27 protein-coding genes and 1 tRNA gene are annotated in these 26,468 nt (G+C 72.4%); 8 read left to right on the top strand and 20 right to left on the bottom strand.

Annotated elements, in window-relative coordinates; translation table 11 throughout:
• Positions 1 to 69 precede the first annotated feature (69 nt).
• From AB0L37_RS11650 to AB0L37_RS11670, 5 genes are all read right to left on the bottom strand, one after another.
• Positions 70 to 1,599 (bottom strand): MFS transporter, encoded by a 1,530-nt coding sequence (locus tag AB0L37_RS11650; protein ID WP_365503044.1) that lies wholly within the window; start codon positions 1,597 to 1,599, stop codon positions 70 to 72.
• A gap of 127 nt (positions 1,600 to 1,726) precedes the next feature.
• Entirely contained in the window at positions 1,727 to 2,980 is a 1,254-nt protein-coding gene (locus AB0L37_RS11655) for a cation:proton antiporter (protein ID WP_365503047.1), read from the bottom strand.
• A 4-nt stretch (positions 2,981 to 2,984) separates the two neighbouring features.
• Complete coding sequence (locus AB0L37_RS11660; protein ID WP_365503050.1) at positions 2,985 to 3,470, bottom strand: TrkA C-terminal domain-containing protein; 486 nt, start codon at positions 3,468 to 3,470, stop codon at positions 2,985 to 2,987.
• 110 nt (positions 3,471 to 3,580) lie between these two features.
• Complete coding sequence (locus tag AB0L37_RS11665; protein ID WP_365503053.1) at positions 3,581 to 5,128, bottom strand: ATP-dependent DNA ligase; 1,548 nt, start codon at positions 5,126 to 5,128, stop codon at positions 3,581 to 3,583.
• A gap of 37 nt (positions 5,129 to 5,165) precedes the next feature.
• The gene (locus tag AB0L37_RS11670) at positions 5,166 to 6,824 is read right to left on the bottom strand and encodes a sigma factor (RefSeq protein WP_365503056.1); all 1,659 of its coding nucleotides are present in this window, start codon (positions 6,822 to 6,824) and stop codon (positions 5,166 to 5,168) included.
• Positions 6,825 to 7,042: 218 nt separating this feature from the next.
• Here AB0L37_RS11670 and AB0L37_RS11675 point away from each other — a divergent pair, with 218 nt between their 5' ends.
• The 3 genes from AB0L37_RS11675 (at position 7,043) to AB0L37_RS11685 (ending at position 8,556) form a co-directional block, all read left to right on the top strand.
• Positions 7,043 to 7,483 (top strand): SsgA family sporulation/cell division regulator, encoded by a 441-nt coding sequence (locus AB0L37_RS11675; RefSeq protein WP_365503059.1) that lies wholly within the window; start codon positions 7,043 to 7,045, stop codon positions 7,481 to 7,483.
• A 21-nt stretch (positions 7,484 to 7,504) separates the two neighbouring features.
• Positions 7,505 to 8,422: an aminoglycoside phosphotransferase family protein gene (locus tag AB0L37_RS11680; protein WP_365503062.1), complete on the top strand. Its 918-nt coding sequence runs from the start codon at positions 7,505 to 7,507 to the stop codon at positions 8,420 to 8,422.
• Between the two features lie 54 nt (positions 8,423 to 8,476).
• Positions 8,477 to 8,556: transfer RNA gene (locus AB0L37_RS11685), tRNA-Arg, on the top strand.
• Positions 8,557 to 8,676: 120 nt separating this feature from the next.
• Here the strand turns inward: AB0L37_RS11685 and AB0L37_RS11690 are convergent.
• Together AB0L37_RS11690 and AB0L37_RS11695 are read right to left on the bottom strand one after the other, a co-directional pair.
• The gene (locus AB0L37_RS11690; RefSeq protein WP_365503065.1) at positions 8,677 to 9,168 is read right to left on the bottom strand and encodes a glutathione peroxidase; all 492 of its coding nucleotides are present in this window, start codon (positions 9,166 to 9,168) and stop codon (positions 8,677 to 8,679) included.
• Between the two features lie 31 nt (positions 9,169 to 9,199).
• Positions 9,200 to 9,982: an ABC transporter permease gene (locus AB0L37_RS11695; RefSeq protein ID WP_365503068.1), complete on the bottom strand. Its 783-nt coding sequence runs from the start codon at positions 9,980 to 9,982 to the stop codon at positions 9,200 to 9,202.
• A 118-nt stretch (positions 9,983 to 10,100) separates the two neighbouring features.
• Here AB0L37_RS11695 and AB0L37_RS11700 point away from each other — a divergent pair, with 118 nt between their 5' ends.
• Complete coding sequence (locus tag AB0L37_RS11700; protein WP_365503071.1) at positions 10,101 to 11,186, top strand: S-(hydroxymethyl)mycothiol dehydrogenase; 1,086 nt, start codon at positions 10,101 to 10,103, stop codon at positions 11,184 to 11,186.
• The gene (locus tag AB0L37_RS11705) at positions 11,186 to 11,815 is read left to right on the top strand and encodes an MBL fold metallo-hydrolase (RefSeq protein WP_365503074.1); all 630 of its coding nucleotides are present in this window, start codon (positions 11,186 to 11,188) and stop codon (positions 11,813 to 11,815) included. The genes AB0L37_RS11700 and AB0L37_RS11705 overlap by 1 nt, the downstream gene beginning before the upstream one ends.
• Before the next feature lie 56 nt (positions 11,816 to 11,871).
• Here the strand turns inward: AB0L37_RS11705 and AB0L37_RS11710 are convergent, their stop codons facing one another.
• The 6 genes from AB0L37_RS11710 to AB0L37_RS11735 all read right to left on the bottom strand — a co-directional run bounded on the left by AB0L37_RS11710 (position 11,872) and on the right by AB0L37_RS11735 (position 16,772).
• Positions 11,872 to 12,273 carry an ATP-binding protein gene (locus AB0L37_RS11710; protein WP_365503077.1) on the bottom strand — a complete coding sequence of 134 codons (402 nt, stop codon included), beginning with the start codon at positions 12,271 to 12,273 and terminating at the stop codon, positions 11,872 to 11,874.
• A gap of 5 nt (positions 12,274 to 12,278) precedes the next feature.
• Positions 12,279 to 12,878, bottom strand: a complete 600-nt coding sequence (locus AB0L37_RS11715) for a VanZ family protein (protein WP_365503080.1) — start codon at positions 12,876 to 12,878, stop codon at positions 12,279 to 12,281.
• Between the two features lie 48 nt (positions 12,879 to 12,926).
• Positions 12,927 to 13,214, bottom strand: a complete 288-nt coding sequence (locus tag AB0L37_RS11720) for a hypothetical protein (RefSeq protein ID WP_365503083.1) — start codon at positions 13,212 to 13,214, stop codon at positions 12,927 to 12,929.
• A gap of 486 nt (positions 13,215 to 13,700) precedes the next feature.
• Positions 13,701 to 14,453: an anti-sigma factor gene (locus AB0L37_RS11725; protein WP_365503086.1), complete on the bottom strand. Its 753-nt coding sequence runs from the start codon at positions 14,451 to 14,453 to the stop codon at positions 13,701 to 13,703.
• On the bottom strand, positions 14,450 to 15,034 hold the full coding sequence (locus AB0L37_RS11730; RefSeq protein WP_365503089.1) for a sigma-70 family RNA polymerase sigma factor: 585 nt from the start codon (positions 15,032 to 15,034) through the stop codon (positions 14,450 to 14,452). Before AB0L37_RS11730 ends, AB0L37_RS11725 begins: the two co-directional genes overlap by 4 nt.
• Before the next feature lie 151 nt (positions 15,035 to 15,185).
• On the bottom strand, positions 15,186 to 16,772 hold the full coding sequence (locus AB0L37_RS11735) for an FMN-binding glutamate synthase family protein (RefSeq protein ID WP_365503092.1): 1,587 nt from the start codon (positions 16,770 to 16,772) through the stop codon (positions 15,186 to 15,188).
• Between the two features lie 125 nt (positions 16,773 to 16,897).
• Between AB0L37_RS11735 and AB0L37_RS11740 the strand changes: the two genes are divergently transcribed.
• Positions 16,898 to 17,593: a DUF2470 domain-containing protein gene (locus tag AB0L37_RS11740; protein ID WP_365503095.1), complete on the top strand. Its 696-nt coding sequence runs from the start codon at positions 16,898 to 16,900 to the stop codon at positions 17,591 to 17,593.
• Here AB0L37_RS11740 and AB0L37_RS11745 read toward each other — a convergent pair.
• From AB0L37_RS11745 to AB0L37_RS11765, 5 genes are all read right to left on the bottom strand, one after another.
• Positions 17,574 to 18,674 (bottom strand): acyltransferase family protein, encoded by a 1,101-nt coding sequence (locus AB0L37_RS11745; RefSeq protein WP_365503098.1) that lies wholly within the window; start codon positions 18,672 to 18,674, stop codon positions 17,574 to 17,576. The two genes, AB0L37_RS11740 and AB0L37_RS11745, sit on opposite strands and share 20 nt — an antisense overlap.
• A gap of 115 nt (positions 18,675 to 18,789) precedes the next feature.
• A complete protein-coding gene (locus AB0L37_RS11750) occupies positions 18,790 to 19,581 on the bottom strand; it encodes an SDR family NAD(P)-dependent oxidoreductase (RefSeq protein WP_365503101.1) in 792 nt (263 codons plus the stop codon).
• 8 nt (positions 19,582 to 19,589) lie between these two features.
• Complete coding sequence (locus tag AB0L37_RS11755) at positions 19,590 to 20,261, bottom strand: TetR/AcrR family transcriptional regulator (protein ID WP_365503104.1); 672 nt, start codon at positions 20,259 to 20,261, stop codon at positions 19,590 to 19,592.
• A 72-nt stretch (positions 20,262 to 20,333) separates the two neighbouring features.
• The gene (locus AB0L37_RS11760) at positions 20,334 to 21,374 is read right to left on the bottom strand and encodes a PhlD (protein ID WP_365503107.1); all 1,041 of its coding nucleotides are present in this window, start codon (positions 21,372 to 21,374) and stop codon (positions 20,334 to 20,336) included.
• A 73-nt stretch (positions 21,375 to 21,447) separates the two neighbouring features.
• A complete protein-coding gene (locus tag AB0L37_RS11765; RefSeq protein ID WP_365503110.1) occupies positions 21,448 to 22,296 on the bottom strand; it encodes a helix-turn-helix domain-containing protein in 849 nt (282 codons plus the stop codon).
• Positions 22,297 to 22,771: 475 nt separating this feature from the next.
• Between AB0L37_RS11765 and AB0L37_RS11770 the strand changes: the two genes are divergently transcribed.
• Positions 22,772 to 23,323 carry a hypothetical protein gene (locus tag AB0L37_RS11770; protein WP_365503113.1) on the top strand — a complete coding sequence of 184 codons (552 nt, stop codon included), beginning with the start codon at positions 22,772 to 22,774 and terminating at the stop codon, positions 23,321 to 23,323.
• A 15-nt stretch (positions 23,324 to 23,338) separates the two neighbouring features.
• Here AB0L37_RS11770 and AB0L37_RS11775 read toward each other — a convergent pair whose 3' ends face one another.
• Complete coding sequence (locus tag AB0L37_RS11775) at positions 23,339 to 24,532, bottom strand: DUF4032 domain-containing protein (protein WP_365503116.1); 1,194 nt, start codon at positions 24,530 to 24,532, stop codon at positions 23,339 to 23,341.
• 56 nt (positions 24,533 to 24,588) lie between these two features.
• Here AB0L37_RS11775 and AB0L37_RS11780 point away from each other — a divergent pair, with 56 nt between their 5' ends.
• Entirely contained in the window at positions 24,589 to 25,545 is a 957-nt protein-coding gene (locus AB0L37_RS11780) for an aminoglycoside phosphotransferase family protein (protein ID WP_365503119.1), read from the top strand.
• Here the strand turns inward: AB0L37_RS11780 and AB0L37_RS11785 are convergent.
• Entirely contained in the window at positions 25,513 to 26,442 is a 930-nt protein-coding gene (locus AB0L37_RS11785) for a Gfo/Idh/MocA family oxidoreductase (protein WP_365503122.1), read from the bottom strand. The two genes, AB0L37_RS11780 and AB0L37_RS11785, sit on opposite strands and share 33 nt — an antisense overlap.
• Positions 26,443 to 26,468: the final 26 nt, after the last annotated feature.

A 26,468-nucleotide genomic window follows, 5' to 3' on the forward strand; every position in this document is an offset into this window, starting at 1 on the left:
CGCCCCTCGGACGCCGGGGGCGGACTTTGCAGAAGGGGTATGCCCCGTGGGCGGGCCGACCGAACCGCCTCACATGTGCACGGCGCCCTCGGTCGCCACAATCTTCGGCCGGCCGGGGCGGTACAGGACCAGGGTCACCACGAAGCCGACCGCGAAGAACAGCGCCGACCACCAGTAGGCGGTCGAGTAGCTCTCGATCGAGGCCTGCGCCCGCACCTGCGGGGTCGGCTGCTTGCCGACGAGATAGCTCGTCGCGGCGGTCGTGGCGAGCGTGTTGAGCAGTGCCGTACCGATCGAACCGCCCACCTGCTGGCTGGTGTTGACCATCGCGGAGGCCACACCCGCGTCGTGCGCGGCGACGCCGCCGGTGGCCAGGTTCATCGCCGTCGCGAAGATCAGACCCATGCCGACGCCCAGGAGGAGGAGCGGGGGCAGCACGTGCGCGGCGTAGCTGCTGTCGACGTCCAGGAAGGTCAGCCAGACCATGGACAGGGCCGCGATGGCCATGCCCAGGGGCACGATCGGTTTCGGTCCGAACCGCGGCACGAGCTTGTTGGTGGTGATGATCGACGAGGCGACCATGCACGCCACCATCGGCAGGAACGCGACACCCGTCGACACCGGCGAGTACGCGAGGATCTGCTGCAGGTAGTACGTCAGGAACAGGAACACGCCGAACATGCCCGCGCCCGCGATGAACATCGCCAGGTACGACGCGCCGCGGTCCCGGTCCAGGACCACGCGCAGCGGCAGCAGCGGGTGTTCCGCCCGCGTCTCCCACCAGGAGAACGCCGCCAGGAGCACGGCACCGACCAGGAGGAAGCCCCACGTCTGCGCGTCGCTCCAGTCGTGCGTCTCCGCGTTCGAGAACCCGTAGACGATGCAGAACAGACCGACCGACACCAGGATCGTGCCCGGCACATCCAGTTTCGGCCGGTCGGCGGGGCGGCCGCCGTGCAGCAGCCGCAGACCGCCGAGGATCGCGACCACGGCGAAGGCCAGGTTCACGAACAGGCACCAGCGCCAGTCCAGGTACTCGGTGAGCACACCGCCGAGCAGCAGACCGACCGCACCGCCCGCACCGGCGATGGCGCCGTAGATGCCGAACGCCTTGGCGCGCTCCTTCGGGTCCGTGAATGTCGTCGTCAGGAGCGACAGGGCGGCCGGCGCGAGCAGCGCGCCGAACGCGCCCTGCAGCGCCCGCGCCGCGACCAGCATGCCGAAGCTGGTGGCCGCGCCGCCGAGCGCCGAGGCCGCCGCGAAACCGGCCAGACCCGCGATGAAGACGGTCTTGCGGCCCACCAGGTCGGCGATGCGCCCGCCGAGCAGCAGCAGGCTGCCGAAGGCGAGGGCGTACGCGGTGACGATCCACTGCCGGTTGCCGTCACTGAACCCGAGATCCTGCTGGGCCGACGGCAACGCGATGTTCACGATGGTCGCGTCGAGGACGACCATCAGCTGAGCGAGACCGATGACGCCGAGGATCAGCCACCGGTGTTCGTGCTTGCCGCCGCCCGCGTACGGGACGGCGCCGCCGCCCGGTGGCGCGGTGCGTATGCCGGAGTCGGCAGCGGCGGTGGAGTCGGGCGAGCGATCCATGGTGGCCTCCAGAGCACCCAGGTACACCCCCCGATCAACCTCGCCCACCACGCTATGCGCCCTGGTCACGGACGGCGACCGGGGAGGGAACGCGGCCGTTCACCCCGGCGCCGTCCACCCGGTGAGGTCAGTCCACCGGCGCGGCCGGCTCCCCGGCCTTGACCGGCGCCGCATCCGTCGGCGACGAGGCCGGGCGGGGTGCGGGCACCGCGCCCGCGGGCAGTCGGCCCCGGCCGAAGAGGCGCTGGGCGAGCGGCTCCGTGTAGCGCGCGGTGAGCGGGCCGACGATCACCAGGATCAGCACGTACGCGGTCGCCAGCGGCCCGAGCCGCGGCTCGATCCCGGACGTCACGGCCAGTCCGGCGATCACGATCGAGAACTCGCCGCGCGCCACGAGCGCCCCGCCGGCCCGCCAGCGCCCCTTCACCGAGATGCCGGCGCGGCGGGCCGCCCAGTACCCCGTGAAGATCTTCGTGCAGGCCGTCACGACGGCGAGCAGCAGCGCGGGCAGCAGGACCGGCGGAATGCTCGCCGGGTCCGTGTGCAGCCCGAAGAAGACGAAGAACACGGCCGCGAACAGGTCGCGCAGCGGTGAGAGGAGCGTGTGCGTGCCCTCGGCGACCTCGCCGGACAGCGCGATGCCGACGAGGAACGCGCCGACGGCGGCGGACACTTGGAGCTGCTGGGCGATCCCCGCGACGAGGATCGTCAGACCGAGCACGACGAGCAGCAGCTTCTCCGGGTCGTCGCTCGACACGAACCGCGAGATGTGCCGCCCGAACCGCACCGCGACGAACAGCACCAGGCCCGCCGCGCCCAGCGCGATGGCGAGCGTGAGCCCGCCCGCCGCCCACCCGACGCCCGCCAACAGGGCGGTGATGATGGGCAGATACACGGCCATGGCCAGATCCTCGAGCACCAGGATGCTGAGGATCACCGGCGTCTCACGGTTGCCGAGCCGCCCGAGGTCGCCGAGGACCTTGGCGATGACGCCCGAGGACGAGATCCAGGTGACACCGGCGAGCACCACGGCCGCCACCGGACCCCACCCCATGAGCAGCGCGGCCGCCGCGCCGGGCAGCGCGTTGAACGTCATGTCGACGAGCCCCGCCGGGTACTGCGTCTTGAGATTGCTGACGAGATCGCTCGCCGTGTACTCCAGGCCGAGCATCAACAGCAGCAGGATCACACCGATCTCGGCGCCGATCGCGACGAACTCCTCGCTCGCGCCGAGCGGCAGCAGCCCGCCCTCGCCGAACGCGAGACCGGCCAGCAGGTAGAGAGGGATGGGGGAGAAGCGCAGCCGCCCCGCGATCCGGCCCAGCAGGCCGAGCGCCAGGATGATCGCCCCGAACTCGATGAGGAAGACGGCGGAGTGCATCCGATCACTCCCGCCCCAGGATCGTCGCCGCCGCCTCGACGCCCTCACGGGTGCCGATGACGATGACCGTGTCGCCGCCCGCGAGCCGGAAGTCGGGGGCCGGTGACGGTATCGCCTCCGCCCGGCGCAGCACGGCCACGATGGAGGCGCCCGTCTCGGTGCGCATCTGTGTCTCGCCGAGCAGCCGCCCGTTCCAGTACGAGACGCCGGACACCTCGATGCGCTCGGCGACCAGGCCGAGGTCGGTGGTGTGCAGCAGGTTCGGGCTGTGGTGCGAGGGCGCCAACGCGTCGATGAGATACGCCGCTTCGCCCGCGGACAGTCTCAGCGACAGCTCGCACGCGTCCGGGTCGTCGGAGCGGTACGCGCTGAGCGTGCGGCCCCCGTCCCGGTGGGCGACGACCGACACCTGGCGCTGTTCGCGGGTGGTGAGGTCGTATCGGATGCCGATCCCCGGCAATGGTGTCCTGCTCAGGCGTGAAGCGGGCACGTCTCTCCCCTTGGTCCGCGCGTTGCTGATGAGTGTCCCCTGCACCTTTCGGTGCCGGTGTCACCCTATACGCCTCATGTTTTGGCAAAGAAACGGTCAGGAGTCGCGGATCAGACGTCCAGCGCCGGATGTGCCGCGAGCACGGCGTCCACCGTGTCCGCCTGCTCGGCCGTCTTGTCCTCGCGGTAGCGCACGACGCGCGCGAACCGCAGCGTCACGCCCGCCGGGTACCGGGTCGACTTCTGCAACCCGTCGTAGGCGATCTCCACCACCAACTCCGGCCGCACGGTGACCACATGACCGTCGTCCTCGACGGCCAGCTCCCGCAGCCGCTCCGTCTGCCAGGACAGCAACGCGTCGGTGAGCCCCTTGAACGTCTTGCCGAGCATCGCGTACGAACCGTCATCGCGCCGCGCGCCCAGGTGCAGGTTCGACAGCTTGCCGGTCCGCCGCCCGTGCCCCCACTCGGCGGCGAGCACCACCAGGTCCAGAGTGTGTACGGGCTTCACCTTCAACCACGACGCACCCCGGCGGCCCGCGCTGTACGCCGCCTCCAGGCCCTTGAGCACGACGCCCTCGTGACCCCGCTCCAGCGTCGCGGCGAAGAACGCGTCCGCGGCGGCGCGCTGATCCGGGTCCGACTCGTCCTCGACGACCAGCCGGCGCACCCGCGTCGGCTCCGGCACCAGCCGCGCCAACTGCGCGTGCCGCTGCGCGAACGGCAGGTCGAGCAGATCGCGGCCGTCCACGTACAGCGCGTCGAAGAAGACGACCGAGACGGGCAGCGCCGCGGCGGCCCGCGCCACGTCCACCCGCGACCCGACCCGCCCCGCCACCTCCTGGAACGGCCGCGGCCGCCCGGTGTCGTCGAACGCGATCACCTCGCCGTCCAGAATGAACCGCTCACCCTTCAACTCGGCCGCCGCGGCGATCACTTCGGGCAGCCGGTCCGTGATGTCGTCGAGGGTGCGCGTGTACACCCGCACCTCGTCCCCGTCCCGGTGCACCTGCACGCGGATGCCGTCCAGCTTCTCCTCGACGGCGCACGCGCCCAGCTTGTCGAGCCCCTCACCGACCGAGCCCGCCGAGTGGGCCAGCATCGGCTGCACGGGCCGTCCGACGGTGAGCCGGAACTCCTCCAGGGCCTGCGGGCCCCGGCCGAGCAGCGCCTGCGCGACCGGCTGGATCCCGCCCGCGAGCATGACCGCGCGGCGCACGTCCGCCGGGGGAGCGCCGGTCGCCTGCGCGAGCCCCTCGACCGCGACGGCGTCCAGGGCGCCCTGCCGCACCTCGCCGGTCACCAGGCCGATCAGGAACCGCTGCTCGTCCGGCGTCGCCGCCCCCATCAACTCCCCGACCAGGCGCGCCCGTTCGGCCTGCGAACCGGCGCCCGCCACATCACCGAGCACGGTCAGCGCGGCATCGACGTCCTGCACCGTCAGACGGGGTTCGGCGGCCGGCTCGACCGCCCGGCTCAGCACCCGCCAGCCGACCCCGAGCCGCCCCTGCGGCAGCCGCCCCGCCAGATACGGGATGACGATCGGCACGTCGTCGGGGTCGGCGTCCCGGAACAACTCGGCGAGCAACGCGACCTTCCGCGAGCGCGCCGAGGTGGCGGCGACGTCCTGGGACACCTGAGCGAGCCGGGCCAGCAACATGCAGCCATGGTGCAACGCGGGGCGCGGCGGTGCACGGTCAGCCGACGCGGCAGATGAAGATCGGGCCGATCCAGGGGGTGCAGGTTCGGGGTGAGGTGGGGGTGGTGGGGTCGGCGGGTTCCGGGGGCTCCGTGGGCTTAATGGGTTCAGAGGGCTCAGAGGGTTCGGTTGGCTGAGCGGGCTCGGTGGGCTGCGTCGGCTCCACAGGGTCCGTGGGCCGGGTCGGCTCCGTGGGTTCGGTGGGTTCGGTGGGCGTGGTCGGTGGGGGCGGCTGCGTCGGTTCCGACGGCTGAGAGGGCTCGGTCGGCTGCGTGGGCGCCGTGGGGTGTGCTTGCTGTGTCGGCTGCGTGGGCGCGGCAGGGGGAGCGGCCGGTGCCGTGCGCGCGCCGGGGGCAACGGCGGGAGACGAGGGTTCGGAGGGGGCGGGCTGAGTGGGCCGGGCCGGCTGGGTCGGCTCCGGTGCCACGGGCTGCGCCCTTTCCGCCGCCGTTGCCGGCGCATCCGGCGTATCCGGAGCAGCGGACGTCTGCGGTGCCGCGGACGCATCCGGCGCCTGAGAGGCCGCGGGCGCATCCGGCGCCGGCTCGTTCGGTGCGGGCGACGGCGGTGTCGGCGCGGTCGACGGCCCCGGTGCAGCCCCGCGCGGCGCCGAGGGCGCGGACGAGGGCGCATCGCCGGTGGCGGCCGCGTCCGCCCGCTGGGCCGGCACCGGCGCCGCCCCGCCGGACCCGCCGAGCACGAGCCCCGCCGCGACCGCCGCGCCGGCGACGGAGACTCCGAGTACGCCCGCCACGGCGGCGGGCGCCTTCGCCCCGCCGGTCAGCACGTGCCGCACCCCGTGCAGCAGACCTGACCCGTGCCCGCCGGACCCGGCTCCGGCTCCGGTACCGGCACCGGCAGCCCCGGCGCCCGCCGCGAGCGGCAGCAGGAACTTCCCCGCGCCGCCGACCACGAAGATCAGGAGCGCCGGGCCCACCAGAGCGGGCAGCCGGTCGTTCGCGCGGAGCAGGACGGCGAGCCGGGCCCGGCAGTCGTCGCAGGTGTCGACGTGCGCGAGCAGCTTCTCGGACTGCCGCGCGGAGGCGACGCCCCGCACCTGCGCGGGCATCCGGTCCCAGTGCGCCTCGCACGCCGGGTCCTCGGGCGTCCCCGGATGCGCGCGCAGGAACGCCTGGCGCAGCCCCTCGCGCGCCCGGTGCAGCAGCACCGCCGTGGCGCCGCTGCCCGCGCCGATGCCCCGGCCCACCGCCTCCAGCGGCTGCCCCTCGGCCTCGGCGAGCCACAGCGCCTTGACCCAGCGCTCGGGCAGCTGGCCCAGCACCCGGGTCAGCAGATCCACGCGGGACGCGCGAGCGGCGGGGTCCTCGTCCCCGTACGAACCGAACGCACTCCGCGCGACCTGCACCGACTCGACCGCCCCGTGCGGGTCGAGCGGTGTCTCGCGCGCGGCGCCGCGCCCCGCCGTCGCGGCGAGGTGGCGCACGGTGGTCGTCAGGTACGCCGCGACGTTCTCGATCTCGTGTCCGGCGGACAGCCGCCGCCAGACCTTGAAGTGCGCCTCGGCGACCAGATCGTCGGCGAGCCAGGGGTTGCCGGTGAGCGAGCGCGCGTATGCGACCAGGCGCGGCTGTTCGTCGGCGTAGATCCGGGCGTAGGCGGCAGGGGATATCGGGGCGGCTGCGGGGCCGTCGGCCATGACAGGAACACTTCCGTCGGGCGGGATCGGGCAGGATCGCGCGGGATCGGGCGGGATCGGTCGGCAAGTTTGAAACGTTAAGCGAGAAATGTCGGATTATGGAGGGGTGAGTGGCGTAGGTCACAGGGACGACTTCCGGAACTCCCGTAATACGCCGCCCCGCTCCCGCGTCGAACGGGCAACCGCACCTCGCGTGCAGCGCAGAAAGGGAGCCCGCCATGCCGACCACCGTGCCCGTCGTCCTCGAACAGCCCGCCAGCGCCCGGCTCGTCACCGCCGGGGGCCGGGGCCCCGAACGCAGTCTCACCGTCACGCTCCGCTACGCCTCCGACGACCCGCTGGCGGTCAGCCTGGCCTTCCCCGCCGAGGTCACGCTGGTCGGCGCCGAGGTGACGTGGGCGTTCGCGCGCACGCTCCTCGACGACGGGCTGCGCGTGCCGACCGGCTCGGGGGACGTCCACGTGTGGCCGTGCGGCCGGGCCCGTACCGTCGTCGAGCTGCACGCACCGGAGGGCATGGCCGTCGTCCAGTTCGACACATCGGCGCTGCGGCGCTTCCTGCACCGCTCGTACGCGCTCGTGCCGGCCGGCGGCGAGGACGTCGCGGCCGTGGTCGACCGGGCGCTCGCCTCGCTCCTGGGTCGCGACCGGCCCGCCTGACGGTCTGGCACCCTACGACGCATGAGCGACGTCGACAGTCCGAACCATCGCCCCATCGACGCGGACCTGGTGCGCTCCCTCCTCCAGGAGCAGCACCCGGACCTCGCGGAGCTCGATCTGCGTCACGCCGCGTCCGGCTGGTCCCATCAAATGTGGCGTATCGGTGAGGAGTTGGTCGTGCGGCTGCCGCGCACCGAGGACGTCGTCCTGAACGTGCTCAACGAACAGCGCTGGCTGCCGGAGCTCGTCGACCGGTTCGCCCTGCCGGTGCCCGTGCCCCGGCGGACGGGCGGGCCGTCCGAGCGTTTCCCGTGGCCGTGGACGGTCACGACGTGGGTGCCCGGTGAGCCGGCCGACGAGCAACCCATCGCCCAAGGCGGCCCGTCCACCGAGGCGTTGGCGCACTTCCTGCGCGCCCTGCACCGTCCCGCGCCCGACGACGCCCCCGCCCACCCGCAGCAGCGGGGCGTCGCGCTGTCCGCGTTCGTGGACGACATCGAGAGAGGCTTCCGGGACGTGCTGGGCGAGGACCCGGCGGCCGGCGCGCTCCGGGACATCTGGCAGGACGCTCTCGCCGCACCGGAGTGGACGGGGCCCAAGGTGTGGCTGCACGGCGACCTGCACCCCGCGAACGTCGTCGTACGCGACGGAGCCCTCGCCGGCGTCATCGACTTCGGCGACCTCTGCGCCGGCGACCCGGCGACCGACCTCAGCGCCGCCTGGCTCCTCCTGCCGCAGGGCGAGGCGGACCCCTTCTTCAAGACCTACGCCACCGCCGACGAGGCGACGGTCCGCCGCGCCCGGGGCTGGACCGTGCTGCGCGGCATCGGCCTGATCGGCATCGGCCGTGCCGGCGACCGCGGCCTGCCGGGCGGCCAGCCGACCTGGGGCACCGCCGGGCGAGCGGCCCTTGACCGCCTGCTGCGGACCACGCCCTGATCCCACGCCGACCGCCGAACAATTCGGCTGCGCCCCTGCCGGGCCCCCGCTATCGTCGACGTCGTTCAGGTGCGCAGGCTGCGGCTACTTCTCCTCCTAAGAGAGCAACGCGGGTTCGAATCCCGCCGCCGGCTCCGCCCGGTGTCGTCCAGCGGCCCAGGACGCTAACGTCGCCGTCGCCGACCGGGATCTCTGAACACCCGCGCGTCAACCGGCCCGGATCCCCGGGCCGGTTGCGGCTGCCCCGCCGGGCGTCAGCGCGGCAGGTGCTTCTCGACGGCCGCGACGAGTTCGGCCGCGTCCGGCTCCGTCTGCGGGGAGAAGCGGGCGACCGGGGTGCCGGACGCGTCGATCAGGACCTTCTCGAAGTTCCAGCGGATGTCGCCGGTGTAGCCCTCGGCGTCCGGGACCTCGACGAGCTTCGTGTACAGCGGGTGCCGGTCCGCGCCGTTGACGTCGACCTTCTCCGTCATCGGGAACGTCACGCCGTACGTCGAGGAACAGAACTCCGCGATCTCCTCCGCGCTGCCCGGCTCCTGCCCCATGAACTGGTTGCAGGGGACCCCGAGCACCGTGAAGCCGCGCGACGCGTACTGCTCGTGCAGCCGCTCCAGGCCCGCGTACTGCGGGGTGAGGCCGCACTTGGACGCGACGTTGACGATGAGGACGGCCGAGCCCAGGTACTGGGACAGATCGGCGGAGCCGCCCTGGAGGCGGTCGATTTCTACTGCGTCGTAAACGGTCATGGTCCGGAGCGTACGCCCCTCGGCACCGGCATCACGGCGACCGGTGCAGCCGCCCCCGAGCCACCAGTTCCACCGTCACCGCCACCGCGATCGCCTGCACGGCCAGCAGCGCCACCAGCACGAACAGCTGCACCGCGCCCGCCGTCACCGGTGACGCGCCGCCCAGGAGCATGCCCACGAACGCGCCGGGCAGCGTGACCAGGCCCACCGTCCGCGTCTGGTCGAGGCCGGGCAGCAGCGCGTCCGACGCGGCGGGGCGGGAGATCTCCGAACGGGCCTCGTGCGCAAGGAGCCCCAGGGCGAGACAGGCCTCCACCTCGCCGTGGCGCGCGGTCAGTTCGTCGAGCGCGCGGCGGCCCGCGAGGACCGTCGCCGTGAGCGCGCCGCCGATCAGGATGCCGGTCACCGGGATCAGTGCGATGCCCCGGAGCGGCAGCAGACCGCAGGCCACCAGTGACCCGACGACGGGAGCCACCGGCGCGCCGATCGGCAGGGCCGCCCACACCCAGGTGCGGTTCGGGGTGAGGCGGCGGCCCGCCGTGCGCACCGCCACCGCGAACATCAGCAGCAGGAAGGCGAGCAGTGCCGTACCGTGCCGCACCACCCAGCCGATCACCAGGGAGACGGCGGCGAGTTGGACCGCGGCCCGCACGCCCGCCACGACGATGTCCCGCGCCCGTCGCCGCGACGCATCCGGCGCGAGCCGGAAGACCGCGGCCACGGCGGCGGCCACCAGCAGCAGGGCGACGAGCACCGCCGCGAGGACGCCGTTCACGGGCAGCAGGGTGGCCGTGGCCAGGGTTCGCGCACGCATCCGGGCAGCCTAAGCGGCTTTGACCTGGGCACCGATGGTGTGTGGCAGGCCCGCGTGAGCGACGATGGGCGGGCAACACGTTGTGAGGAATCCGCGAGGAGAAAGAGGGCTGACCGTCATGGCACAGCAGGTGCAGGGCGTGATCGCGCGGGCCAAGGGCGCGCCGGTGTCCATCGAGACGATCGTCATCCCTGACCCGGGGCCGGGTGAGGCGGTGGTGAAGATCCAGGCGTGCGGGGTCTGCCACACCGACCTGCACTACCGGGAGGGCGGCATCAACGACGAGTTCCCGTTCCTGCTCGGCCACGAGGCGGCCGGGATCGTGGAGTCCGTCGGCGACGGCGTCACCGAGGTCGCGCCCGGTGATTTCGTCATCCTCAACTGGCGTGCGGTGTGCGGCCAGTGCCGGGCCTGCCTGCGCGGCCGCCCGCAGTACTGCTTCGCCACGCACAACGCCAAGCAGAAGATGACCCTGATCGACGGCACCGAGCTGTCCCCGGCCCTGGGCATCGGCGCGTTCGCGGAGAAGACGCTGGTCGCCGCCGGACAGTGCACCAAGGTCGACCCGGCGGCCTCCCCGGCCGCCGCCGGTCTGCTCGGCTGCGGCGTGATGGCCGGCATCGGCGCGGCGATCAACACCGGTGGGGTGTCGCGCGGTGACTCGGTCGCGGTGATCGGCTGCGGCGGGGTCGGCAACGCGGCCGTGGTCGGCGCGCTCCTGGCCGGCGCCTCGAAGATCATCGCGGTGGACATCGACGACAAGAAGCTGGAAACTGCCCGCACCCTGGGCGCCACGCACACGGTCAACTCCCGTGCGACCGACCCCGTCGAGGCGGTGCGGCAGTTGACCGGCGGCTTCGGTGCGGACGTCGTCATCGAGGCGGTCGGCCGCCCGGAGACCTACGAACAGGCCTTCTACGCCCGTGACTTGGCGGGCACCGTGGTCTTGGTGGGCGTACCGACGCCGGAGATGCGCCTGGAGCTGCCGCTGCTCGACGTGTTCGGGCGGGGCGGGGCGCTGAAGTCGTCCTGGTACGGGGACTGTCTGCCCTCGCGTGACTTCCCGATGCTCATCGACCTCTACCTCCAGGGCCGCCTGGACCTGGACGCGTTCGTTACCGAGACCATCGAACTCGCCGACGTGGAGAAGGCGTTCGAGCGGATGCACCACGGCGACGTGCTGCGCTCGGTGGTGATGTTCTGATGCCCGCCCGGATCGAACACCTCGTCACCTCCGGCACGTTCAGCCTGGACGGCGGCACCTGGGACGTCGACAACAATGTGTGGCTCGTCGGCGACGACGAGGAGGTCGTCGTCATCGACGCCGCCCACGACGCCGACGCCATCGCGACGGCCGTCGGCGACCGGCGCCTCGTCGCCATCGTGTGCACCCACGCCCACGACGACCACATCGACGCCGCCCCCGCCCTCGCGGAGCGCACCGGTGCGCCGATCCTGCTGCACCCCGCCGACACCGACCTGTGGAAGCGCACGCACCCGGACCGCGCCCCCGACGGCGACCTGGCCGACGGGCAGCAACTCACCGTCGCGGGCGTGGAGTTGACGGTGCTGCACACGCCGGGCCACTGCCACGGCGCCGTCAGCCTGTACGCGCCGGACCTCGGCACCGTCTTCACCGGCGACACGCTCTTCCAGGGCGGGCCGGGCGCCACGGGCCGTACGTTCAGCGACTTCCCGACGATCATCGAGTCGATCCGCGGACGCCTGCTGACCCTGCCGGCCGAGACCGTCGTGCGCACCGGCCACGGTGACAGCACGACGATCGGGGCGGAGGCGCCCCAGCTCGACGAGTGGATCAGCCGCGGTCACTGATCGCTCGTACGCGCGGGGGCCGTTCGGTAGCAGAGCGAACGGCCCCCGTACGGCGTTCAGCAGTGCGCCAGCACCGCCCGGACCGTCTTGCCGCCGCGCGGATGGGGCTGCACGCTCCAGCGGTTCGCGAGCGCGTGCACCAGCGCGATGCCGCGGCCCGACTCGGCCGTCTCCGACGCGGGCGCCATCCGTGGCATCCCCGGCCCGTCGTCGTGCACCTCCACCGTCAGCTCACCCGCGTCCAGACGCAGACTCATCCGGCAGTGGCCGTCCTGGACGCGAGCGGCGTTGGTGACGAGCTCCGACACCACCAGCTCCGCGTCCGCCGCTCCGTCGCCGGTCCGACCGGCGAGGAACGACCGGGTCAGGCGCCTGGCCCAGCGGGCGGCACCCGAACCCCGCGGCATGAGGAACTCCACGCGCGCGGCACGCCGGTCGGCGTCCCCGAACGCACGCATGACGATCACTCCCTCTCTTCGACTCCTGCGTGGGCCTTGCTTCGGTAACGATCCCCATTCCCACGGAACCTGATCGCCAAGCGGGACCGCTCCCGCGGACCCGACAGCGCGTGGAAGCCGTGCCCGATGCGCCGCCCGACCAGGACGTACGCGATCAGCGCACCCGTCGTGTTCAGGATGATGTCGTCCACGTCGAAGGCGCGGCCCCGCACGAGGGCCCCCTGCGCGAGTTCCACCAGGACCATGACGGCCGCCGTCACGAGCAGCACCTGCAACAGCCGGAGCCTGCGCGCCACGAGCACCGGCAGCAACAGCCCGAAAGGCGCCCCGAGCAGAAGATTTCCGCCGATCTGCTTGCACGCGGCCAGGAAGGTGTACGACTCCGCGTACTGCCGCAGGCTGGCACCCGGCCGCAGATTGGCCCCCGCGATCCGGTCGGACGCGGGGGAGGGGGAGAGCGTGAGGCGGGCGAGCACCGCCGAGAACGCGACGAGGGCGAGAAACGCGACGAGAGCGACCAGAAGGCGGACCGGGGTCCGCCACCAGCGGGCCGGGCGCTCGGCCCGGGACGTGACCTTCCTGCGTCGTGCCGTCACCGAAGTCATGTCCACCGTGTGCCCCGGCGGGCCGCGATCACGCGCGGTGACAAGCAGTCACGTGCCGTCCGAGGGGTGCGCCAGCGCGTCCAGGAAGCGGTCGAGAGCCGGTGACGAGGCGCCGTCCCGGCACCGTGCCCGCTCCACCTGCGGTATCGACAGCTTGCCCAGATGCAGCGCCTGGGCCTCGATCGCCTCGGCCAAGTGCAGCCGCTCCAGGGCCCGTTCGGCGGCCGAGCGGCGAACGTACTCGATGACCGTCACACCCAGATGGTCCGCGTGGCTGCGGACAGCGTCGAACTCGTCGGGCGTGAAGAGCTCCCGCAGGAGCGCAGTACCGTCCATGGCGGCATGATGCCGCTCCGGATCGCCGGGCGCGGGCAGTTGGCATATTCCCCGCCCGAAGGCGTGGTCCCGCGGGCCCCTGGAAGCCCCCTTCTCTCACTCGTTCGAGTGAGAGACCCCGAAGAGCTGACCCGGCCCTCTCGACGGGCCCGCGAGGGGCGGGACGGGAGGAGCGCGACGCGGGGGACGGCACAGCGCGGGACCGCCGGGGTCGGAAGCGGGGTGGCCGACCTCGCCGCCGCGCACATCCTCGCCCCCGCGCCACCGCGTGACCCTGTACGAAGCGGCTGGGCGGCCACGCCCACACCCCCGAGCGCCCGTCATGAGTTGCCTGCTCACCAAGGGGAGCCGAAGACCGCACCTGGCACGGCACATGGCCGAGCGCCCCGGCTACGCCGAATACGTCGCACGCACCAGCGGCTTCTTCCCGCGACTGCCGCGACTGCCGCGACCGTCTCGATCGCCGCACCTGTCGTGCCGCTCCCGTCAGGCGGGCAGCGACATCAGCGCGACCGGTGGCGACGTCGGCTGCTCGGAGCCGCCGGCCGGTTCGACGGTGACACCCATGCCGGACGCGTCGCCCACCGGACCCTTCATCAGGACCGTCTGGTCGGCACGCGCCGGATCCATCAGGCCGGCCGGACGCATGTGACCGCCGTCGTCGAACCAGAGCTGGTAGACCTTGCCGCCGGGCGGTGCCGCCATCCCCGCCGCGACGAACACGGCCCGGTCGCGGTCGTGCGACACGACCACCGACCCCCGCGCCCCTCCCGCGAGCCGGGCCGAGGTGACCTTCGCGTCGGGCGCGGACAGCACCTGCGCCACCTGGTCGGCCTGCCGCTCGGCGGCGCGGGCCTCCTGTCGTGCCCGGTCGGCCTGTTCGTGCTGCCACACGGCGACCCCGCCGAGCGAGGCGGCCGCCGCCAGACACGCGGCGAGCGCCCAGTGCGCGAGCGGCCGACGGTGCGACGCGGCCGGCGCCCCGACGCCGCCGGCGGAAGTCCGCGGCGGCTCCTGCCGCACGGTCGTCACCCGGCGCAGCACCTGTTCCCGGAACCCGGCGGGCGGCGTCACGGCGACCGCGAGCCCCAGCCGGGCCGCCGTCGCGCTCAGTTCCCGTACCTCCTGTGCGCACGCGGCGCAGTCGCCGAGGTGCCGCTCGAACGCCTCGCGCTCGTCGTCGGCCAGGGCGTGCAGCGCGTACGCCCCCGTCAGGGTGTGCAGTTCGGCGGTGGTCACGCCGTCACCCCCAGGCAGTCGCGGAGCCGGATGAGACCGTCGCGCAGCCGCGTCTTGATCGTGCCGAGCGGTACCGCGAGCAACTCGGCCACCTCGCTGTACGTCAGCCCGCGGTAGTACGCCAACGACACGGACTGGCGCTGGAGCTCGGTCAGGGTGCGCAGACAGCGGCGCACCTGTTCGCGCTCGATCCGCGCCTCGACCTCCTCCGTCACCTCGTCGAACTCCGGGGTGCGTTCCAGCAGGGCCGCCTTGTGGTCGCGGGCCGCCGCGGCCTCCACCGAACGGACCCGGTCGATCGCCCGCCGATGGGCGAGCGTGAGCACCCAGTTGACGACCGTGCCGCGGTCCTCGCGATAGTGGGCCGCCGTGCGCCATACCTCGACCAGGACCTCCTGGGCCACCTCCTCCGACTGCGCCCGGTCGCGCAGGACGCCACGGACGACGCCGAGCACCGGCCCCGCCACCGCGTCGTACACCGCGGCGAACGCCTCGTGATCGCCCTGGGCGACCCCGGCGACCAGCTCCTGGAGATCGGGCCGGGGCGCGGGCCCTCTTCCGATGTGGACGGCTTCTTTCACGTGCGGGGCCTCCATGACCTGTCCGGTGCGTGAGCGACGTGCTGTACATGAGTGATCCGTTGCGGACGGGCGCACGGATGGGTGGGACTTCCCCTCCGCTCCGCGTTCGGCCCGCGCGACCCCTACGGATGCACCGGACAGCTGTCCCCGCTCAGAAGCGGTCGGGGTCCGCCGCCGCCCAGTCCGCCGCCCAGCTCGCCGGGGGACCGTCGAGGAGGCAGCCCGGCTCCAGCCACTCGTAGAGCTGCGCGTACGAGGCCACCTCGTGCGGGGACGTACGGCGCATCAGCAGGTCGGGGCGGAGCCGGTGCGGATCCCTGATGCCCATCGCCGCCATGATCTGCGCGGCGCTGCGCACCGTCGCCTCCTGGAAGTGGTGGACCCGGGCCGCCTTGTCGTCGACGTCGAGCGCGCGCACCCGGCGCGGATCCTGCGTCGTCACGCCCACCGGGCACGTGTTGGTGTGGCAGCGCTGCGCCTGGATGCAGCCGACGGCGAACATCATGGCCCGGGCCGCGTTCGTGAAGTCAGCGCCCTGGAGGAGCCGTTTGACGATGTCCGCGCCGGTGGCGACCTTGCCGCTCGCGCCGATCCGGATCCGGTCCCGCAGCCCTGCGCCCACCAGCGCGTTGTGCACGGTGATGAGGCCTTCGGTCAGCGGTGTGCCGAGATGGTCGGCGAACTCCAGCGGCGCCGCGCCCGTGCCGCCCTCCGCACCGTCGACGATCACGAAGTCCGGTGTCACGCCCTCCGCGAGCATCGCCTTGCACACCGCGAGGAACTGCGTCCGCGAGCCGACGCACAGCTTGAACCCGACCGGCTTCCCGCCCGCGAGATCCCGCAACTCGGCCAGGAACAGGACCAGTTGGCGCGGCGTGTTGAACTCCCGGTGGTACGGCGGCGAGACCACCGTCTCGCCCTCGGGCACATCGCGGGCCGCCGCGATCTCCGCGTTCACCTTGCTGCCGGGCAGCACCCCGCCGATCCCCGGCTTGGCACCCTGCGACAGCTTCAGGGACACGCACTTGACCTGTTCGTACGCCGCCTTCTCGGCGAACTCGGCGCGGTCGAAGCCCCCGTCGTCCGTACGGCATCCGAAGTACCCGGTGCCGATCTCCCACACCAGGTCCCCGCCGTGCGCCAGATGGTGCTCGGACAGACCGCCCTCCCCGGTGTCGTGCGCGAAACCGCCGAGCGCGGCCCCCTTGTTGAGCGCGCGGATCGCGTTGCTCGACAGGGCGCCGAAGCTCATCGCGGAGACGTTCAGGAGCGCCATGTCGTACGGGTGCGCGCAGTCGGGGCCGCCGATCCGTACCGTCGACGGGTCGTCGGGCGCGTCCACGGGACGCATCGACGGCACCAGGAACTCGTGCCCGTCCGCGTACACGTCCTGCTCGGTGCCGAACGGCTCCTCGGCCTCCGCGCCCACGACGGCCTTCGCCCGTTCGTAGACGATGTTGCGCACGTCGCGGTCGTAGGGCCGCCCGTCGTAGTTGCGCTCCACGAAGTACTGCTGGACCTCCGGGCGCAACGACTCCATGAGGAACCGCAGATGGCCGACGACCGGATAGTTGCGCAGCACCGAGTGGCGCGACTGGAGCAGGTCCCACACGCCGAGCGCGGTGAGCGCGAGCAGCGGGCCCGCGGCGCACCACCACCACGGGGTGAGGAGCAGCGACAGGGCCAGGGACCCGATCGCACCGGCGACGACGAACAGGAACACGAGGAAGCGGCGCACCCGTCGAGTCAACCGCACCGCGCGCCGTGCGGGCGCGGGCGACACAGGGCCATGGGGTGGACGTGGGGTGGACCCCTGTCCGCGATCTCCGCTACGTTAGGCAAGGCTTACCTAAGGAGGTCGGAATGGGTGTCCGTCAACTCGCTACCGCCGTGCCCACCACCGCGTCACGCGCACGCTCCGTGCTCGCCGCCGCGTGGACCTGCGGCGTCACCACCGACGTGGGACAGGACGACCTCGTCGGCGCCCACCGCGTCGCCGACGACGGTACGGTGCGGATCGCGCCGCCGCCGGAGAGCGTGCTCGCCGCGGCGGTGCTGCTCGCGCCGCACGGCCGGCCCGCCGCGCTCCTGGAGTTCGCCGACGCGGCGCCCGTCCCCGTACGCGACCGGGTGCGCGCCCGGCTGCGGATGTCGGGCGAACTCGTCCCCGACGGCGACGAGATGGTCCTGCGCCCCGAACGCGCCGTCCTTCAGACCCGCACCGAACGCCTCGGGATCGATCTCGCCGAACTCGCCGACGCGACACCCGACCCGCTGGCCCTCGCCGAACCGCGGCTGCTGCTCCACCTCGCCGACGCCCACCCCGAAGCCGTCGAGCAACTCACCCGGCTCCTCACGCCCGAGAGCCTGCACGGTGTCGTCCGCGTCCAGCCCCTCGCCGTCGACCGGCACGGACTGACGCTGCGCCTCGAACGCGCCCGCGGCCAGGCCGACGTCCGCATCCCCTTCCACGCGCCCGCCGACGACCTCTCCTCCCTCACCGAGCGCATGCAGTGCCTGCTCGCCTCGGCCCAGGCCGTCAGCCGCCGCCGGAGGTGACCTTCTCGCGGGCCGCCGGACGCTCCTCCTGGCCCGGCGCGGGACGCGGACGCCGGAACGCCCAGTCCATCCGCGGTTCGACGACATAACGGAACACCGTGCGCACCGGCGGCGTGCACAGCAGCGTGATCCCGCCGACCGCCACCGCCGTCACGGCCAGCTCACCCGCCGGGGTGTGCAGCCACGGATGCGCGTACCACTCCCAGAACCGGGAGGACTTGATGACGAACCCGTGCAGCAGATACGCGTAGATGGTTCCGGTCCCCAGAGCCGTGAACCACAGCCGCCGCCCCGGAACCCACGACAGGAAACACGCCGTCAGCACGAGAGCGAGCACGAACAGGGCGGGCGTCGCCCACAGCCCCGCCCAGGCGGGCACGCCCCGGCCCACCACGCTCCCGCGGTGGTAGAACCAGCCCGCGTCGAACCACGGAGCCACCCAGTACGCGGCCACGACCGCCGCCAGCAGCACCGGCAGGGCCGCGAGCCGCGTGCCCCAGGTGCGCAGGAACGAGAAGTGCTCGGGCCGCATCACGAGACCCACCACGAAGAACGGCAGGAACTGAAGGACGCGTTGGAGCGCGAGGTCACCGCCCGCGCCCGGCCACATCGACACGGCCGTCCCCACGCCGAGGGCCACCCACACGGGATGACGCAGTTGCAGCCACAGCGGCGTGGAGAGCCGCCAGATGAACAGCGCCGCGAGGAACCACATCAGGTACCAGGGGTCCAACAGGCTGATCGGATAGCCCGGATCGTCCTGCGCCCACCGGTAGAAGAGCGTGTACGCCACCTCGAAGACGACGTACGGCACCACGACCCCGGTCACCAGCCGCTTGAGCCGGCCCGGGGCCATGTCGAAACTGCGTGAGAAGTACCCCGACACGAGCGCGAACGCCGGCATGTGGAAGGCGTACACGGTCAGATACAGCGCGGTGACCGCGCGCGAGCCGTAGGTCAGCGGCTCCCAGGCGTGCCCGCACGCGACGAGCACGATCGTCAGGAACTTCACGTTGTCGAAGTACGACTCGCGCTTCTTGCCCGTGCCGTGGGTGGTGGTCTGTGCGGCCTGCCGGTCCATCGTGCGCCTGCGCCCCTCCTCCTGCGTGGGTCAGGCCCCCCGCCTGCCCCACGCAGACCGTTCCATGACTGGGCCTGTGACACAAGCGCCGTAAAGGAACGGGAGGTACGCCTTGTCACACGGCGGTGTAGGCGCCGTCCACCAGGTGGTAGCTGCCCGCGATGAAGGAGGCACGCTCCGAGAGCAGGAACACGATCAGCTCGGCGACCTCCTCGGAGTGGCCGAGGCGGCCGGCCGGGTGCAGGGCGACGAGACCGTCGTAGGCGGCCTTGTCCATGTCCTTCAGGAGCGGGGTCGCGATGAAGCCGGGGCCGACCGCGTTCACGCGGATGCCCTTGGCCGCGTACTCGGCGGCCGCCGTCTTCGTCAGACCGACGACGCCGTGCTTGGCCGCCACGTACGCGGGGGAGCCCGCGAAGCCGACCGAGCCGAGGATCGAGGAGACGTTGACGATGGCGCCGCCCTTGCCCGCGGCCTCGATGGCGGGGAGTTCGTAGCGCAGCGAGTAGAAGACGCCGTCGAGGTTGGTGCGCACGACGCGGTCGTAGACATCGATGTCGTACGCGCCGGTCGGGGCGCTGGCGCCGCCGATGCCAGCGTTGTTCACGGCCAGGTCGAGCCCGCCGAAGGTGTCGACGGCGAACTGCACGGCGGCCTCGACGGAGGTGGGCTGCGTCACGTCGAGCGCGACGGCGGCGGCCTTGATGCCCTCGGCCTTCAGCGCCTCGGCGGCTTCCTCGGCGCCCTGCTGGTTGTAGTCGGCGATGACGACGTTCGCGCCGCCGCGGCCGAGGCGGCGGGCGGTGGCCAGGCCGATGCCGGAGGCGGAGCCGGTGACGAGGGCGGTCTTCCCGGCGAACTCGGTGGCGTAGTCGGTGATCTGGCCGGTGGTGGGGGTGGTGCTCATGGTGCGGGTCACTCTCTGCTTGCGAGGTCGGAGGTCGCCGCCGATCGGGCGGCCTCCCCGATGAGGGCGTCGTAGGACCGCGCCACCAGATCGGCGAGGTCCTCGGCGTCCGGTCCTTCGCCGCGTGCCCAGGTGCGCAGCGCGGCGGTCAGCACGCCGGCGGCGGCACCGACCACGACCTCGGGGCGGATGTCCCGGGCCGGGTCGGTGCCGAGGCGGTCGGCGATGATGCGTACGGACTCGTCCTGGGCGTCGACCCGGATGCGTTCGTACGCGGCGAACAGGGTGGGTTCGCGGTCCACGGCGGCGTACAGCTCGCGCAGCTGCGGACGGTGGTGCCAGGCGGGGGTGTCCCGGTCGGCGAGCCACTCCGCGACGGCCCTGCGGTAGGCGAGCAGCGGGGGTTCGTCGGCGGGCCGCTCGCGCAGCGCCGCGTTGATGCGGGCGCCGTCGGAGCGGGTGAAGTCCAGCGCCGCGTCCTCCTTGCCGGCGAAGTGCCGGCTGAAGGTGCGGCGCGTGACATCGGCCCGCTCGGCGATCGCCTCGACGGTCACGTCCCCGAGCCCCCGCTCGAGCACGAGCGCGACAGCGGCCTCGGCCAACGCGTCCCGCGTCCGCCGCGCCTTGACCTGCCGCCGGTCCTCGGAGGGCCGGCTCGTGGTGGGTTCGTTCGCCTTCATGGTGCCGAGGGTACACCTTTGTGTCCCAATGGGACATGAGTCTCGGCGGGACGTTTGAGGGGCTGTACGGCGTCAGGCTTGCCAGCGCCCGTGGAGCGCCGCGGTGGTGAAACCCGGGCCGTACGCCACGGCGACCCCGTGCTCGCCCGTGCTGGGTGGATCGCCGTAAGTGCGCTCCAGGACGCGGAGCACGCTGACTCCGCCGATGTTGCCCTCGTCGGCCAAGGTGTCCGTCGAGTGCCGCGTATGGCTGCTGCTGAGCCCCAGGGCCTCGGCGGTGTCGGCGATCATCCGCGGGCTGCCGGGGTGGATCGCGGCGAACTCGACCGCTCGTCCGTCCAGCCACTGGACCAGGCTCGGAAACGTTTCCGCCGGCGCCTTGGGGGCCTGCTTGGTGGAGTCGAAGTGCATACCGTGCGCGTCGAGTCGCCCCCGGTACCGGTCGTAGCTCCCCGGCAGTGTGTATTCGAGGGTGTCCTCGATGGCCAGCCCGGCAGTGAGCGGTGCGGAACTTATGACAGCTGCCGCTGCCGCGTCGGCGAAGAGCGCTTTGTAGATCATCGCTTCTGTGGTGGCGGCCGAGTGGTTGTACGCGGTGGAGAGCACCTCGGCGGCTACGACAAGCACCTTCTCGGTGGGGCGAACGGTGATCAGATCCGCTGCTCTTACCAATGCGTGGACGCCGCCGGCGCAGGCCACAGTGGTGAGGGCGATGCGACGGGTGGTCGGGCGCAGTCCCAGGCGGTGGATCAGGTGAACGTCGAGGTTCGGAACCGCATAGCCCGTGGCGTGCGTCGTGACGATGGCGCCGATGTCGTCCGGGGTGAGATGCGCAGCCTCGAGTGCGGCGAGTGCGGCGCGTTCCGACATGTCGAGCGCGTCGTCGAAGGCGGCCTGCGTGCGCTCGTGGACGCCCGCCCGGCCGGCCACGGTGGGGGACTGGAGCGGGCGGCTGAAGTACCGCGTGCGCACACCGCAGTTGTTGACCACGCGCAGGAAGGCGCCGAGACGCGGGTGGTCGGCGTGGTGGGCCTGTATGTCCTCGGATATCTCCTCCGTGGTCACCTTGTGGGCGCCGAGGACAGTACGTGGCGGGGAAAGATAGGCGGGCATGCGGCAGCTCCCACTGGGGCGAGTAGGGCGTGGGGGGTACCGCTCAACGTACTTGACCGTAAGTGCGGGTCGTCTAGGGGTTCGAATCGAACGAGGGGGCTGTGCCGGCGCGCAGCATCTGGCGGGTGTGCCGAGGGCGCATGACACCCGGACGGAAGACCAGGACGAAGAGGCGGGATCCGGGAGCGGTCATCGGCTGCGCGGCACAGATGGACACCCAGCCCGGCCCGAGCCGGTCATGATGGATCGGTCGCTCGTGGCCGTCGGCGTGGATCAGGGTGGCTCCGGTTTCGTAGATCGGTGAGGTGTCGGGGTCGGCGAGGACCTCCTTCTCGATCTGCCGCAGTGTCTCGTCCTCCGGCCGAGTCGCGAGCGCGGCTCGCAACTGAGGCAACACCCATGGCGCCCAGGCGTTGTGCCAGTCGGTCAACACCTCGCGACCCTGGGGTTCGAGCAGCATCCAGCGCATGGTGTTGCCCGGCACCCGGCCATCGGGGAAGAGCGCGGCGAAAGCGGCGTTGTGCGCGATGAGGTCCCAGGACGCGTCGGACACGTAAGCCATGTGCCCCATGCTGTCGAGCGCGTCCTGCCAGAAGCTGGGGATCTCCTTGCCCGACGACTGGTGGAGAGGCCCTGGCGGATCCTGGACCAGGGCGTAGCGGCACAGGGAGACCCATTCCTGTTCGTCCAGTTGGAAGAGCAGGGCGACGTCGCGCAGCAGGTCCGTGGGCGGATTGGGATAGTTCCCCGACTCCAGCCGGTGATACGTCCCCAGCGTCCGATGCAGCAACTGGTCGACCTGGTGCTGGGAGAGGCCGGGGGCGCGGCGGCCCTGGCCTGTGGGGCGGGTGAAGCCGTGGGACTCGGGGGCTATGAGGGCGCGACGTTCACGGAGCAGGGCGCGCAGCGCCTTCTTGTTCATGGTGAGTAATCCCTCTTTGTACACGCCGAGTTGAGCGTGAGCAGTCTAAATACTCCCATCGCCTTTGGTAATAAACATTGCCCGAAGAAAACGATCAGACGGTCCGTCATGATGGGACGTGCGGGGTTGCCCACCTGCCGGTTTCATCGTCTGTGAGCACGTGGACACAGCGATGGGGCACCTGTGCCGGGCCGCTCGAAAATGGCCGAAATTTCCCGGCGTCGGGTAACCCGCGAGCCTTCGGGCTGTTCGAGGAAGGGAGAGCGGGACCGGGCCACCAATTCGCAGGATGTGGCCGGAAAATGCGTTGCACGACGCACGTCCCGCACTCGTTCCGAGGCAGCCGCAGAAGGTCACTGGCTGCGGTCGGTGCCGTCACTCGCCATTACGTAGCGGCCACGGCACCGGCCGCGCCCGGTCATCCGTGCCCGGTCACCGGCACTCGCCCGGACGCCCCCCGGGCATACTCGGGCCCATGACGCTACGAAGACGCGCCATCGGCACGGGAGTTGTGCTCGCCCTGGGGTGCCTGTCGGTCCTCACGGCGTGCGGCCAGGAGAAGGCCGACGACGCCGCCTCCACTCGGGCGCCGCGCGCCGCCGCGCCGCCCTCCGCGAAAGCCGCCGACTGCGCCGGCCGCTCCGCCCGCCCCACCGCCCGCGCATCCCAGCCCGCCGACGCCGGCGACGCCAACCCCAAGTACGGGGAGAACCACCTCTTCCAGTCGACCGCCGCCCTCACCGGCCGGGCCGTCTGTGACGCGGCCGACGCCGAGGAGCGGGTCAGGAAGGCCCTCGCGCCGTACGCCGAGAGGCGGGACGTCACCGGCGCCCAGGTCAGCGCCGCGCTGGCCGACGCCGGGTACAAGAAGGTGACCGTCAGCGGAGCGAACGGCTTCGTCGGGTTCGTCGTGGACGCCGGTCCCGCCTACTGCCTGGACGGATCGGTCGGCGGGACGGTCAGCGTCGAGAGTCACGGCGTCTATCTCGAAGGCACCGGATGCGAGAAGCCGCAAGGCGGGCACTGACGCCGGCGAACCAGGTCAGCCCTCCGACTTGAGGCGCGTGCGCACGTAGTCCTCCGTGGCCGCGTCAAGGCCGATGTCGTGCTGCGCCCGTTCCGACAAGTACCAACGGTGTTCCAGGAGTTCGTGGTACAGCTCGGCGGGGTCCATCGGCGCCGGGACCCGGTCGCGCACCGCGCGGACAGTCGGCCGGAACACGTCGCGCACCCAGCGGTGCGCGAGCACCTCGGGGCGGGCGTCGGGGGCGTCGTCCTGGGTCGCCATCCAGCTCTCCAGGTCGTTCAGGAGCCGCCGCGCCTGGTTCTCCTCCGCGTCCATGCCGGTCAGGCGCAGGAGTTGGCGCTGGTGGTGGCCCGCGTCGACGACCTTCGGCACGAACGTGACGGTGTCGCCCTGCGGGGAGCGCGAGATCTGCATCTCGGCCACGTCGAAGCCCAGATCGTTGAGGCGGCGGATGCGGCGCTCCATGTAGTGGTGCTTGCCCGCCGGATACACCGACGTACGGGTCAGCTCGCTCCACAGGTTCTCGTAGCGCTGCCCGACCTCGGCGCCGAACTCGATCGGGTCGATGGACGGGTGCAGCGCCCCCGAGGCCTCCAGGTCGAGCATCTCGCCGCTGATGTTCACCCGCGCCAGATCGATGTCGTACGCCCGCTGCCCGTCGCTCAACTTCTCGTGCAGCTCGCCCGTTTCGGCGTCCACGAGATACGCGGCGTAGGCGCCCGCGTCCCGGCGGAACAGGGTGTTCGACAGCGAGCAGTCGCCCCAGGCGAAGCCGGTGAGGTGCAGGCGAACGAGGAGCACCGCGAGGGCGTCCATCAGGCGGTGCACCGTGGAGGGGCGCATCGTCGTCTCGAACATGGACCGGTACGGCTGGGATCCGCCGAGGTGCCGGGTGATCAGAACGGGTTCGAGGGGGCTGCCGTCCGGCTGCTCGCGGCCCGTGACGACGGCGAGGGGGTCGACCGACGGGATCCCCAACCGGTCGAGCGTGCGCAGCAGTTCGTACTCGCGCAGGGCCGGACGCTCGGCCAGTTCCTTCACGGCGACGACCTCGTCACCGGCGCGCGCGTAGCGCACCACGTGCCGGGAGATGCCGCGCGGCAGCGGCACGAGGTACTCCTCGGGCCACTCCTCCAGGGGTATGTGCCAGGGCAGGGCGAGCAGGAGCACTGGGTGCTCGGGGTTGGTGGCGCTGATCTGGAGCGGCATGGTCACCAGCGTAAACGGCGCGAAGAAGGGGCCGGGGCGCGGCTACAGTGCCGATCATGCTGCCTGAGGTGACCAGCGACGAGGAGTGGGCCCGCGTCGTGCGGGACGAGGCCCTGCTGCGGCCCGGCCTGCTCGACCTGTGCCGGCGGCTCGGCCTGCCGGACGCGGCGCCCGTGCGGTTCGCCGACGGGAGCGTGCCGGTGTACGCCGTCGACGACGCGCATGTCCTGAAGCTCTTCCCGCCCGCGTCCGCCGCGGACGGGGTGCGCGAGGCCCGCGTCCTGGAGCGGCTGCACGGCCGACTGCCCGTCGCCACACCGGAGTTGCTGGCCTCGGGGACGTGTGAGAACGGCTGGCGCCACGTCCTCATGGGGCGGCTGCCGGGGGAGAGTCTCGCGCTCGCCTGGCCGCGCATCCCTGGCCCGGACCAGGATCGCCTGGTGGACGCCGCGGGCGAGGTCCTCGCCGCGCTCCACGGGCTGGACGCCGGCCCGCTCGCGGACGTCCTCGGGCCGCCGGACTGGACCGCGTTCGTCGCCGGGCAGCGCGCGAAGGCCGTACGGCGCCAGCGCGAGAAGGGGCTGCCGGAGGAGTGGTGCGCGCAGATCGACGCGTTCCTGGACCGTCACGTGCCGTCGCTCGGAGGGCAGCCCGCCCTGCTGCACACCGAGTTCATGCGGGAGCACCTGCTCGTCGAGGGCGACGGCGACAGTGGCAGCGGCAGGGACACCGCCTCCGCGCGGCTGAGCGGACTCTTCGACTTCGAACCCGCGATGATCGGCGACCCGGTCTACGACTTCGTCGCCGTCGGCCTCTTCGTCACCCGCGCCGATCCCCGCCTCATGTCCCGCTTCGCGAAGGCCTACGGGCGCGCGGTCGAACCGTGCGCCGCGATGGCGTACACGCTGCTCCACGTGTACAGCGATCTGCCCTGGTACCTGAGGGAGTTGCCGCCGTCCGACGGTGTCACCTGCCTCGCCTCACTCGCCGAGGAGTGGTTCGGCGCCGCCTGACTCCAAGGACGTCTCCGCCGCTGCGAGGATCTCCGTCAGCCGCAGCCCGAACCGCGCGTCGCAGGCCGCCGGGACCCCCGTACGCGCCGACTCCAGCAGGGCGTCGATCGCCACGGACAGGCACTCCTGAGCGACGCCGGTGCCCGTCGGCATCGACACCAGGCCCTCCGCGCCCCGCAGTTCGACCGCGATGCCCGCCGCGGCCGGGGGAGTCGTCAGGCTCAGCGCCGCCGTCGAGGACGCACCCGAGGCGTGGCGCAGCACCAGATGCACCGTGTCGCCCGGACCGCGCCGCGCCGTCAGCGCTTCCACGTCGCCCAGGACCGGAAGGAGCACCGACAGGGCGTGCGGGCCCACGTCCCACAGGGCGCCCCGCTCGGCACGCCACGGCGACGTGGCCCGCACCTCGGCGTCGTCACCGGGCGTGTACAGAGCGCCGAACCAGTCGGCCCGGCCCGTGTACCAGCCCTCCGCCGCGGCCTGGCGGGCGATCCACTCCGCCGTCACGGGCGCGTAGCGCAACGTGCAGAACACGGCCGACGCGACCCCCGCCGCGTCCGCGGCCGCCACCACGGCCCGTCCCGCGTCCGGGTCGAGCGCCAGCGGCTTGTCGAGCAGCAGGTGGCAGCCCGCCGCCGCGGCCCGTGCCGCGAGCGGCGCCTGGACGTCCGGCGGCACGGCGAACGCCACCGCGTCGCACGCCGCGAACAGCGCGTCCACATCGTCGTACGCCGTCGTGGCGTGCGCGGCGGCGAGTTCGGCCGCGGCATCGGGACGCCGGCCCCACACGCCCACGAGGTCGACCCCCTTGTGGGCCTGGAGCGCCGGACCGTACGTGCGCCGGGCCCACGAGCCCGTACCGACAAGGCCGAAACGCGGTGTGTCAGTTGAGGTCATGGGCACCAGTATCCCCCGCGCGCCCC

The organism is Streptomyces sp. NPDC052225 (genome assembly GCF_040679615.1).
Classification (GTDB): Bacteria; Actinomycetota; Actinomycetes; order Streptomycetales; family Streptomycetaceae; genus Streptomyces.

Coding starts and splice junctions, on each gene's coding strand:
- AB0L37_RS11750 (WP_365503101.1), bottom strand. CDS start 19,581: ATGAGCACCACCCCCACCACCGGCCAGATCACCGACTACGCCACCGAG.
- AB0L37_RS11740 (WP_365503095.1), top strand. CDS start 16,898: ATGGGTGTCCGTCAACTCGCTACCGCCGTGCCCACCACCGCGTCACGC.
- AB0L37_RS11670 (WP_365503056.1), bottom strand. CDS start 6,824: ATGGCCGACGGCCCCGCAGCCGCCCCGATATCCCCTGCCGCCTACGCC.
- AB0L37_RS11760 (WP_365503107.1), bottom strand. CDS start 21,374: ATGCCCGCCTATCTTTCCCCGCCACGTACTGTCCTCGGCGCCCACAAG.
- AB0L37_RS11745 (WP_365503098.1), bottom strand. CDS start 18,674: ATGGACCGGCAGGCCGCACAGACCACCACCCACGGCACGGGCAAGAAG.
- AB0L37_RS11655 (WP_365503047.1), bottom strand. CDS start 2,980: ATGCACTCCGCCGTCTTCCTCATCGAGTTCGGGGCGATCATCCTGGCG.
- AB0L37_RS11690 (WP_365503065.1), bottom strand. CDS start 9,168: ATGACCGTTTACGACGCAGTAGAAATCGACCGCCTCCAGGGCGGCTCC.
- AB0L37_RS11710 (WP_365503077.1), bottom strand. CDS start 12,273: ATGCGTGCGTTCGGGGACGCCGACCGGCGTGCCGCGCGCGTGGAGTTC.
- AB0L37_RS11765 (WP_365503110.1), bottom strand. CDS start 22,296: ATGAACAAGAAGGCGCTGCGCGCCCTGCTCCGTGAACGTCGCGCCCTC.
- AB0L37_RS11700 (WP_365503071.1), top strand. CDS start 10,101: ATGGCACAGCAGGTGCAGGGCGTGATCGCGCGGGCCAAGGGCGCGCCG.
- AB0L37_RS11675 (WP_365503059.1), top strand. CDS start 7,043: ATGCCGACCACCGTGCCCGTCGTCCTCGAACAGCCCGCCAGCGCCCGG.
- AB0L37_RS11665 (WP_365503053.1), bottom strand. CDS start 5,128: ATGTTGCTGGCCCGGCTCGCTCAGGTGTCCCAGGACGTCGCCGCCACC.
- AB0L37_RS11770 (WP_365503113.1), top strand. CDS start 22,772: ATGACGCTACGAAGACGCGCCATCGGCACGGGAGTTGTGCTCGCCCTG.
- AB0L37_RS11705 (WP_365503074.1), top strand. CDS start 11,186: ATGCCCGCCCGGATCGAACACCTCGTCACCTCCGGCACGTTCAGCCTG.
- AB0L37_RS11650 (WP_365503044.1), bottom strand. CDS start 1,599: ATGGATCGCTCGCCCGACTCCACCGCCGCTGCCGACTCCGGCATACGC.
- AB0L37_RS11785 (WP_365503122.1), bottom strand. CDS start 26,442: ATGACCTCAACTGACACACCGCGTTTCGGCCTTGTCGGTACGGGCTCG.
- AB0L37_RS11715 (WP_365503080.1), bottom strand. CDS start 12,878: ATGACTTCGGTGACGGCACGACGCAGGAAGGTCACGTCCCGGGCCGAG.
- AB0L37_RS11775 (WP_365503116.1), bottom strand. CDS start 24,532: ATGCCGCTCCAGATCAGCGCCACCAACCCCGAGCACCCAGTGCTCCTG.
- AB0L37_RS11680 (WP_365503062.1), top strand. CDS start 7,505: ATGAGCGACGTCGACAGTCCGAACCATCGCCCCATCGACGCGGACCTG.
- AB0L37_RS11755 (WP_365503104.1), bottom strand. CDS start 20,261: ATGAAGGCGAACGAACCCACCACGAGCCGGCCCTCCGAGGACCGGCGG.
- AB0L37_RS11695 (WP_365503068.1), bottom strand. CDS start 9,982: ATGCGTGCGCGAACCCTGGCCACGGCCACCCTGCTGCCCGTGAACGGC.
- AB0L37_RS11780 (WP_365503119.1), top strand. CDS start 24,589: ATGCTGCCTGAGGTGACCAGCGACGAGGAGTGGGCCCGCGTCGTGCGG.
- AB0L37_RS11720 (WP_365503083.1), bottom strand. CDS start 13,214: ATGGACGGTACTGCGCTCCTGCGGGAGCTCTTCACGCCCGACGAGTTC.